Source organism: Pseudarthrobacter phenanthrenivorans (genome assembly GCF_036455295.1).
In the GTDB taxonomy this organism is placed as follows: domain Bacteria; phylum Actinomycetota; class Actinomycetes; order Actinomycetales; family Micrococcaceae; genus Arthrobacter; species Arthrobacter phenanthrenivorans_C.
On sequence record NZ_JAYXNX010000026.1, the window covers coordinates 25,296 to 34,223 of the forward strand.

Here is an 8,928-nt window from a genome sequence, read left to right on the forward strand (position 1 = left end):
GTCAGTTCGGCGAATCCAGCAATGCCAGGACCTCCCGCGCCGTCCTCCTCCAGCCAGGAAGGCGCGTCCGCGCGTCCAGCGCCGCAGCCTGCCAGTTGTCCCTGATGTCCGGGTCTTCCAGCCAGTGGCGCAGGACCTGGCCCAGCCGGCCGGGACTCTCCTGTCCCCCTTCGGGAAGCGGCAGGGCTGCGCCGGGAAGCCGGGGGCCGGCGTCCTCCATTGCCAGTCCCGCGAGGCCAAGCGCTTCAACTGCCCCTGTCCCGTCCCGGACCAGCACCGGGATTCCGTGGGCCAACGATTCCGTGACCGCCATGCCGAACGCTTCCTGCCGGGACACTAAAAGACTGAGGTCCGCACGTGCCCATTCCGCTTCCAGCGCGGCGCCGCCCAGTTCACCGGTGAGCAGCACCCGCTCCCCCATCCCGCTTGCCGTGAGGGCTCCCCGCACCTCCCGCGCGTAGTCCGGGTCCGCCTGGTCCGAACCCACGAATGACGCAGTCCATGGGAGGTCCCGCACTTTGGACAGCCCCTCCACGGCGAGGAGTTGGTCCTTGTTGGGCAGCAGCGCTGCGACCACCAGCAGGTGTGGAGGTTTGGAACCGGTGGCCTGAGGGGCGGCGTCGACTCCCGGGAGGGCAACGGCAGGCTGCGGAAGCCCGCGTTCCGCGAGCCGGGTTGCGGCCCACGTGCTGGTGCAGATCACCCCCGCTGCCGCGCGGAGGGCACGGGCTTCGTTTTCAAGGGCCGCACGGCCGGAACTTTCCGGAACAGGCATATGCACCAGGACCCAGGGTTGCCGCCCTGCGGTGGCCGCCAGTTCCAGCTCCTCCGGGGCACCAACGGCCACCAGCCCATCCACCATGACCACTGCCTGCCCGGGCCCTGCCCCAGGTTCGCCGGGTCCGAGGAGGGCACCAAACCGCCGTCGTTCCCCGGCACCCGCGTCCGGCCAACTGCCCTCGACGGCGACGACGTCCGCGTCAGCGCCGAGGGCTTGCAGGGCGGCAACCAGGCGCGCGTTGTAGACGTTGCCGCCTGAACTATGGCGGATATTGCCCGGAACCAGCAGGCGGACTGGGCGCATGGTCAGGCGGTGAGGTCCAGCGAATAGGTGGCCCATGCATCAGGATTCTCGCGGAGGGTGACATCCAGTCCCGCGAGTTCAGGGCCGTCCGCGGTGTCCTTGATCCTGGCGGCCACCTTCTGCGCAATGTATTCGGCGAGGGCCTCGGTGGTGGTGAGCTTGCCGTCGAAATCCGGGTGCTCATCCAGGTTCCGGTAGTTCAGGCCGCCCAATACGTCCTCGATGATGGTCCCGGCGGCGCCGATGTCCAGGACGATCGCGTCATCGTTGAGGGCACGACGGCGGAACGCCACCTCGGCGACGAAGGTTGCCCCGTGCAGGCTCTGGGCAGGACCGAACGCTTCGCGGGGCAGGCTGTGGGCGATCATGAAGTGGCGGCGGACGGTCAGGCTGAACATGGGTTACCTCGAGTTTCCGGAGTTGTCGGCGCCCGGGTTGGACGCAGGGTTGCTGGCGGGGTACTCAACGACATGGCAGAGGGCTTCCAGGGTGCCGTCTGCCAGGCTTTGGACGACTTCCGGCAGGTCCTCGAAGCGCGAGGACCCGGTCAGGAAGACATCGAATATGGGATCTTTGAGCAGCGACACGGCGAGGTCCAGGCGGTCCGCGTTGGTGCGGCGGTGCCGCCGGGCCCGGGCCACCATGCCCACCTGGCTGGCCCTGATGGACAGCCGCCGGGCGTGGAAGTCCTCGCCGAGCGGCACTGTTACCTCCCGGTTCGCGTACCAGGACATTTCGATGACGTCGCCCTCATCCCCCACCAGCTGCAGGCTGCGCTCCAGCCCTTCCTGGGATGCCGAGCAATGGAAAACAATGTCGCAATCGGCCAAGGCTTCGTCAGGGTGTGCGAAGTCCACGCCCAGGCTGTCCGCGAGCTGCTTCCTGCCGGGATCAAGGTCCACCAACTGCAGCCGCTGCAGCGGGAACGTGCGCAGCAGGGTTGCCACCATGCCACCCACCAGGCCGGCTCCGACAACGGCAATCCGGTCCCCGAGGCGCGGCCCAGCCTCCCACAGCGCGTTGACGGCCGTTTCCACCGTGCCCGTCAGGACCGCGCGCCGGGCCGGGACGCCATCCGGAATCCTGGTCAGCGACTCCACCGGAACCACGTACAGGTCCTGGTGGGGGTTGAGGCAAAAGACTCGCTGCCCCTTCCAATCGTCGGGCCCCTCCTCCACGACGCCCACCGAGAGGTAGCCGAACTTCACGGGCCCTGGAAACTGCCCCTGCTGGTGCGGGGCCCGCATCTGTTCCGCCACGCGTGCCGGCACCGCACCGGCATGGACGACCATTTCGGTGCCCTTGCTGATCCCGGAGTACAGGGCACGCACCAGCGCTTCACCCGGGCCCGGGGCGGGGACCTCTTCGCCTCTGAGCTCGCCGTGCTCCTTGGCGGTGGTCCAGTATGCAGTTGCGTGGATCGGTGTCTGTGAATTTGTCATCTTGCTGATGAATCTAGCCGGACGCGCATGGACGACGAAAGTCCGGCGGCCCGTGGCGGTGTTTTGGTGACGCTGCAACCGTTGGTCCGCGGCGGTGGGCACGAGTGTGTCGGGGGCGGCGGCCGCCCCTCGGGCACACGTGTGCTTAGCGGGTCCCCTCGAGGAACTCTGGTGAATCACCAGGCTTCGCGCCGGAAATCCCCACCGGGGAAGACATGGAACCAGATCGTTCGAAGGACGCCACCTCTGGACTTGGTATCCCGCCGGGCACCCCCGGGCCTCCCTTGGCGGGCCTCCCCGTAGGCTTCTTCAGCTTCATCGCCGGCCGCTCGACCAGGTAGTACGTAAGCGTGGACAACGGGAGAGCGATGGCGAGGACCAAAAGGCCGTTGAGCGGCATTGAACGGGCGTTGGATCCGAACAGCATGTTGTGGCTGATGAGCCAAAGAAGAATCGGCAGGTGCCACAAATAGATGCTGTAGCTGATCAATCCAGTGAAACGGAACGGGAGCCATTCCAGGACCTTCGCGGCCCTGTTGGCATTGCCGTGGCGCGACGAGGGAAGGACGACGGCGAGAAGGATGAGCGCGGCCGCAACGCCTGACATATTGCTCAGGAGCGGGCGGAGCAACGTGAAACCCGTCAGCTCAACGAGGCCTGCTGCCAGAAGCAGCACGATCTTCGAACTAGTCGAAACGCGGTGGACGTCGCGATCATGGAGCTTCGCTACGACGACGGCAGCGATCATCCCGTATCCGAATAGGTCCGCTTGGCCCAGGACGCTGCGAAGGAGGACCGCTGTCCAGTTTTGCCCGAACGCGAAATTACCGGCGGCAGCCGGCGAAAGTCCGAGGGTCGCTTTGTACCCCCAGAGGGTCACGCCAACACCGAGGGCAATCATCCCAACCGGAAAACCAAAAAGCACCGCAGCCTTACTGGCACCTCGTCGGATCAACCGTGCTGACCATAGGGCGATCAGGGCCAGGATGATATAGAAGCTCACCTCGGCCGTGAGCGACCATGAAACAGGAAGCCCGGTCATCACGAAGGAAGGGATCAGCATCTGCACCAGCGCGAGATTCGCCAGGATCTGAACCGGGTCCGTAATCCTGCCTATGTTGTCCGGGCCCAGCCCGTGGGTGCTGCCCTTGATAAAGGCCGCCGCGAAGATGAGACCCGTGATGACGAAGATGACCACGTAGGCCGGGTAGATGCGCAGCAGCCTGTTCCGGGCATACCGGCGGATGGACGGGAGCGCCTTGTCCTCCATGAGCGTGGTGACGAAAGGGCGGAAAAGCAGGAACCCCGACAGCACAAAAAAGAGCGTCAGTCCTTGGTCCAACAGCGTGAGCAAGATACTGACGGGCCCGATCAGCACCTGGTAGGAAGCTCCAAGTCCCAAGTGATAGAGGAGGACTGAGATGGCCGCTATTCCCCTGAGCCCTTCAATGCCTGCGAGGCGCTGCCCCCAGGATGGGCGTACTTTCGTGATATTTTCCTGCATGCTGTCTCCGCCGGGCGTAGGCCAACTGCCGCACCAAATTGTAACGGACTTCGACGTATCCACTGTCCTGTGTGGGAGCCGGGTCGTGGGCCTTCCGAGTAGTCGCCGATAACGCCGTCGCCTCCGCCGCTTCCCCATCAAGCCATCATGGCAAGGGCGTCTGACAATCAAGACCCAGTGGGAGGCCCGGACCCGGCGCAGCCACGTTTTGGGGATGGAGGCCTTGCTCCGGTACCCTATTCAGGTTGGTGACGTGTCCGAGCGGCCGAAGGTGCAACACTCGAAATGTTGTTTGGTGTAAAAGCCAACGTGGGTTCAAATCCCACCGTCACCGCCAAGTAGAAAGGCCCCGGTTCCCTTGTAGATCAAAGGAACCGGGGCCTTTTGCTGTAGGGCAGCGGCACTGATTGCGTGTTGTGGCAGGCGTAGCCACCATTGAAATGTGGGAGCGAAGGGCTGGCGCGGCCGACTGGCCATTGCGCTGCCCCTACTGGTCTTTCCAGGTGGAACAGCAGGGTGCTCATACGAGTACGACGAACCTGTCCGCACGCCGGCTGCCCGTCCCGCGCCGGCGGCGGAGTCCCCTGCGCCACCCGTCGATCCCCTGGTCCTTGAACGCGAAGTCAGGAATTACCGTGAGCTGGACCGGCTATTAAAGACAGTTCCCGGCCCGGTCCTCCTTTTTGAAGAGGGGCCACTGGACGGCCCTGTCAGGGGATTTGGCACCGTGGCGGAGGTGCCGGCGGCAGGACGGTATACCGTCACGGCAGCCTGTGCCGGCGCCTCCGACGCGAAGGTAGCTGTTGGGCAGGAGCATCCCGGTGCAGCTTTCCGCCCCGCGGAGCTCACACTGGATTGCACGGCCGTGACAACACTGATTATCGAACTTGACCAGGGGTACGTCTTCGCGCACCTGGTGCTTCCGACCCCGGGCGATACGCCGTGGACAGGAGCAGTGGGCGGAGTACGCGTGACAGGTTGAGGCTCCCAGCCGGACAAAAGCCCCTGGCGACCCCTGCATGCGGCGGTTGGAAAAGGCGCTGCGCTGATCAGGGCCGCCCCGAATCAGGGCAGGCCGAACCATACTCCGGTTAGAGAATCCGCTGGTACAGGCGGTGGTCCTGCCACCTGCCAGCTATTCGGAGATAGCCAGCGGCTGTCCCGTAAGCTTCAAATCCGTTCTTTTCGAGGACCCTTTGGGAGGCAATGTTGTGCACCAAAGTCGCGGCTTCGAGGCGGTGCAGGCCGAGGTCCTCTTTTGCGATGTTTACCGCAGCAGCCACGGCTGCCGTCATCACCCCCGTCCCCTCGATCCCGCGCGAAACCCAGTAGCCAATGTGGGCGTTTTGGAAGGCGCCGCGAACGATCGAACTGAGGGTCAGCACGCCGACGATAGCTCCTTGGCCGGCCAGCACCATTGGAAGTGCTGCACCGGAATCGAATTCCGCCAGCCGCCTCCCGATCACCCGACGCTGCCCCTCCACGGTGTAGAACTCCTCCGCTCTTACCGGCTCCCACGGGGCCAGCCGGGTCCGGTTTGCCTGGAATGCCGCAGTCAGGGGTTCCGCATCCGCCATACAGAGGGGACGCAGCACGATGCCCCCGGCAAGTTCACGAGAGAAGTCCATCGGCCCAACACTACAGACGAGAAGCAGCGGTGGGACAGGTGGCCGGAGCCCCCTGCCTTCCACGCCGGCCGCCCCGGTCCCGCCACCCCGATGCTTGACGGCCGCGTCCGGTACGCGCTAGAAAGTAAGTAGCCTTATTATTTGTCGATACTGCAACACTGTTCCGCAATAAGGAGGACATGCCGTGAGTGACAAGCCTGGTAACCAGACGCCCAACACCCCCGATGTAAGCGAAACCGAACTGCGCAACAAGAAGGTGGACGAACTCCGCCAGGAAGCCAGGGACGAACACATCTCCGGCGCTTCCGGCCTTCGCAAGGAAGAATTGGTGAAGGAAGTAGCCAAGGCCCGGCAGGATGACCACGATGGCGGCCGGGGTGGCAACAGCCGATCCGGCGGGGAAGACGCGGAGGACTTGGGAGCGGGGCCCGACGGCGGCAGGATCCGCCACGGGGATGACTCGTCCAAGTCGTTGAAGTACTCACAGGAAATCACCTCGCCCGACGAAGAGCCTGAACGTGAAGGCCGCAGCCTGGCCACCACCCACCATGAGGTCATCAGGCAGTGGGCGGAGGAACGCGGCGGTGTTCCGGCGACGGTTGACGGCACAGAACACGGGGACCATCTGGGCGTCCTGCGCATCGATTTCCGGGACAGGGACGCGAACCTGCGCGAGGTCAGCTGGGAGGAATGGTTCAAGACGTTCGACGACCGCCGCCTCAACTTTATCTACCAGGAATAGCGGTCCGACGGGTCCCAGTCCAACTTCTTCCGGCTGGAGAACCCGGACCGTGAAGACGGGTAAGGGCCTGACGTAGCGGCCATGACCTACCGGACATGAGGAAGGCGCCCCGCTGTTGCGGCGGCGCCTCCTTCAGTCAGAGACGGGTATCGAATGATCCGCAGAACACGTTGTCGTTGAATGTTCCCTGGAACCCGGACTTACCCTGGATCTTCTCCACCGCCGCGCGGATGGCCTCGCGCGTACCCGCATGGGCGTGGATCGCCGTCTTGACCATCGGCACGTCGATCAGGTGGTTCGGCTGGTTCAGGGACACGAACACCGTGGGCACCTCCGTGACGTACCACGGGATCTCGGCCGCCATGGGCGAAGACCACTTGATCCGGATGGCCGCCTCCTGCGCGAAACCCTTCACGTTGGCAAAGACAAATGCGGCATCGTACTTCTCCGCGTAGTCCCCGGTGGCTTCCTCCGCCAGGACCCGCATGAAGTTCATCCCGGCTTCCCCCGCCGCCTCGCGCTGCTCCGCGGTCCGGAACAGATGAACCTCAAAGCCGGCAGCTTCCAGTTCCTCCTTCACCACTTCCAGGTATGCCAGCGGGTCTGCCCTGGTGAAGTCGGCACCGCCCGAGATCCCGTACAGCCGGATCCGGGGGTGCGTTGCCGGCGTGATGGGCAGGTTCCCGGCGGTGTCCTTGACCAGCGTCACAGTCTTGTCCGCAATCTCGGCGGCCACCGAACGATGCCCGGCAGATCCGATGACCGAAAGCGCCTCGGCAGGGGGCACCAGCTGGTCCGCGGACTTCAGGTGCAGCCCTAGTGACGCTTTCAGGCCAAGGATCCGGCGCAGCGCATCGTGGAGCCGCTGTTCGGTGATCACCCCGGACTTGTACCCGTCCAGCATGTACTGGAAGTCCTCCGCCGCGTTCCGGAAGAACAGGAACATGTCACAGCCGGCGGCAATCGTTGCGGGCACCAGGTCCCTGCGCTTCATCGCCTGGGTCAGGCCCACCATCTGGGAGGCGTCCGTAAGCACCAGCCCGTTGAACCCGAGCTCACCGCGCAGAAGGTCCTGCAGCAGTTCCGGGGACAGGGTTGCAGGCAGGATCTCGGCGTCGGACAGCCCCGGCCGGAAGTGCCGTGAGACCTCCGGCGCTCCGATGTGCCCCACCATGATCGACTGCACGCCGTGGGCGATCATTTCCCGGTACACATAGCCGTACGTCCGGTCCCACTCCGCGTACGGGAGGGTGTTGTACGACGTCACCACATGCTGGTCCCGCTCATCCACCCCGTCACCTGGGAAGTGCTTCATGGCGCACGCGGTGGGCGATTCACTGATCCCGTCGAAGTACTCCTTCGCCCGCTCCACCACCACCTCCGGCGTGTTGCCGAAGGAGCGCGTGGAAATGACCGTGTTCCGCCAGTTGTAGTGGATGTCCACGATCGGTGCGAACGCCCAGTTGCACCCGAGCGCCGCCGTTTCCACCCCGGCCACCTGCCCCATCTGCCGCGCGATGGCCTTGTCCGGGTGGGAACCGGCCTGCAGGTGCGTGCACACAAACGTCCCGTCGTCGCAGCTGCCGGCGCCGCCCATCTCCGGGTTGGACGCAATCAACAGCGGGATCCGCATCCTGGACTGTGCATAACGGATGTGTTCCTGCACGGCTGCGGAGGGCCCGGGACGGTAGCGCATTCCGCCTACGTGGAAATTGTCCAGAACGCCGTCGAGGTACTCCGGGGAGTAGTCGTTGTTGTGGTTGATGAACAGCTGCCCGATTTTCTCCTCGAGCGTCATGCCACCAAGCGTGCCCTCAACCCAGGCGATGGCATCGGCGTCGAGATTGAACGGGGCGGCGGCAAGGTCGACGTCGGACTGCCGGGGCCGCGCGCTTGGCGCACCGTTGGCAGGAGGTACGACGGCGGCAATCCCCTTGAGTGCCTCAGCCACCACCTCGGGAACGGGCGCGGCGATGTCCACCACCACTCCGCGTTCGTCCTCCTGCAGGGGCTGCAGCGTGGCGAGTTGGGAGTCCAGCAGGGCAGGGGGCATGAAGTGGCCCGACCTGCCAGCGATCCGCTGGGACAGGACCTCCCTGCTGCCGTTGAGGTGCAGGAAGATGGTATCCGGCGCGTGTTCCCGGATGGCGTCGCGGTAGCTTCGCTTGAGGGCGGAGCAGGCCAGGACCAGCCCGCCGTCACCGGCGGCGGCCAGTTCGCGGCCCACGATAGCCAGCCAGGGCCAACGGTCCTCGTCCGTCAAAGGTGTGCCGGCTGCCATTTTGGCCACGTTGGCGACGGGGTGGAGGGAGTCGCCGTCAAGGAACGGCACGCCCAGTTCCCGGGCCACGAGGCCGCCCACCGTGGTCTTGCCGCAGCCGGAGACGCCCATGACCACCACGCGGGGCCTGGCGGGGGCGGGTTTATTGATGCTCACCGAAGTTGTCCTTCTTGCCTGTCGTGGCTTGTTTTAGCAGTCGTGCCGCGTTTTACCAGTCGTGGACGGTGCCGTCGACGAGGCGGTTGTA

General features: G+C 65.0%; 8 protein-coding genes and 1 tRNA gene. 3 read left to right on the forward strand and 6 right to left on the reverse strand.

All coding sequences use genetic code 11. The features are described 5' to 3' along the window. Position 1: 1 nt before the first annotated feature. The 4 genes from VXJ37_RS20385 to VXJ37_RS20400 all read right to left on the reverse strand — a co-directional run bounded on the left by VXJ37_RS20385 (position 2) and on the right by VXJ37_RS20400 (position 4,030). Positions 2-1,084 carry a glycosyltransferase family 4 protein gene (locus VXJ37_RS20385; RefSeq protein ID WP_331324825.1) on the reverse strand — a complete coding sequence of 361 codons (1,083 nt, stop codon included), beginning with the start codon at positions 1,082-1,084 and terminating at the stop codon, positions 2-4. A 2-nt stretch (positions 1,085-1,086) separates the two neighbouring features. After that, on the reverse strand, positions 1,087-1,482 hold the full coding sequence (locus VXJ37_RS20390) for a 6-pyruvoyl trahydropterin synthase family protein (protein ID WP_331324826.1): 396 nt from the start codon (positions 1,480-1,482) through the stop codon (positions 1,087-1,089). A 3-nt stretch (positions 1,483-1,485) separates the two neighbouring features. Further along, positions 1,486-2,526, reverse strand: a complete 1,041-nt coding sequence (locus VXJ37_RS20395; protein ID WP_331324827.1) for a zinc-dependent alcohol dehydrogenase — start codon at positions 2,524-2,526, stop codon at positions 1,486-1,488. A 145-nt stretch (positions 2,527-2,671) separates the two neighbouring features. Further along, a complete protein-coding gene (locus VXJ37_RS20400; protein ID WP_331324828.1) occupies positions 2,672-4,030 on the reverse strand; it encodes an acyltransferase family protein in 1,359 nt (452 codons plus the stop codon). A 247-nt stretch (positions 4,031-4,277) separates the two neighbouring features. Between VXJ37_RS20400 and VXJ37_RS20405 the strand changes: the two genes are divergently transcribed. Both VXJ37_RS20405 and VXJ37_RS20410 read left to right on the forward strand, forming a co-directional pair. After that, a tRNA-Ser gene (locus VXJ37_RS20405) sits at positions 4,278-4,367 on the forward strand. Between the two features lie 105 nt (positions 4,368-4,472). Next, a complete protein-coding gene (locus VXJ37_RS20410; RefSeq protein WP_331324829.1) occupies positions 4,473-5,012 on the forward strand; it encodes a hypothetical protein in 540 nt (179 codons plus the stop codon). A gap of 109 nt (positions 5,013-5,121) precedes the next feature. On the opposite strand, the gene VXJ37_RS20415 is transcribed toward VXJ37_RS20410, so the two are convergent. After that, positions 5,122-5,658 (reverse strand): GNAT family N-acetyltransferase, encoded by a 537-nt coding sequence (locus VXJ37_RS20415; RefSeq protein ID WP_331324830.1) that lies wholly within the window; start codon positions 5,656-5,658, stop codon positions 5,122-5,124. A 184-nt stretch (positions 5,659-5,842) separates the two neighbouring features. Between VXJ37_RS20415 and VXJ37_RS20420 the strand changes: the two genes are divergently transcribed. Beyond that, complete coding sequence (locus tag VXJ37_RS20420; protein ID WP_331324831.1) at positions 5,843-6,400, forward strand: Rho termination factor N-terminal domain-containing protein; 558 nt, start codon at positions 5,843-5,845, stop codon at positions 6,398-6,400. Between the two features lie 136 nt (positions 6,401-6,536). Here the strand turns inward: VXJ37_RS20420 and VXJ37_RS20425 are convergent, their stop codons facing one another. Continuing rightward, the gene (locus tag VXJ37_RS20425) at positions 6,537-8,792 is read right to left on the reverse strand and encodes a gluconokinase, GntK/IdnK-type (RefSeq protein WP_331324833.1); all 2,256 of its coding nucleotides are present in this window, start codon (positions 8,790-8,792) and stop codon (positions 6,537-6,539) included. Positions 8,793-8,928 lie beyond the last annotated feature (136 nt).

What these genes read in the sequence shown, in the direction of transcription:
- VXJ37_RS20385 (WP_331324825.1), bottom strand. Translation starts at nt 1,084, where the DNA reads ATGCGCCCAGTCCGCCTGCTGGTTCCGGGCAATATCCGCCATAGTTCA.
- VXJ37_RS20390 (WP_331324826.1), bottom strand. Translation starts at nt 1,482, where the DNA reads ATGTTCAGCCTGACCGTCCGCCGCCACTTCATGATCGCCCACAGCCTG.
- VXJ37_RS20425 (WP_331324833.1), bottom strand. Translation starts at nt 8,792, where the DNA reads ATGGGCGTCTCCGGCTGCGGCAAGACCACGGTGGGCGGCCTCGTGGCC.
- VXJ37_RS20415 (WP_331324830.1), bottom strand. Translation starts at nt 5,658, where the DNA reads ATGGACTTCTCTCGTGAACTTGCCGGGGGCATCGTGCTGCGTCCCCTC.
- VXJ37_RS20400 (WP_331324828.1), bottom strand. Translation starts at nt 4,030, where the DNA reads ATGCAGGAAAATATCACGAAAGTACGCCCATCCTGGGGGCAGCGCCTC.
- VXJ37_RS20395 (WP_331324827.1), bottom strand. Translation starts at nt 2,526, where the DNA reads ATGACAAATTCACAGACACCGATCCACGCAACTGCATACTGGACCACC.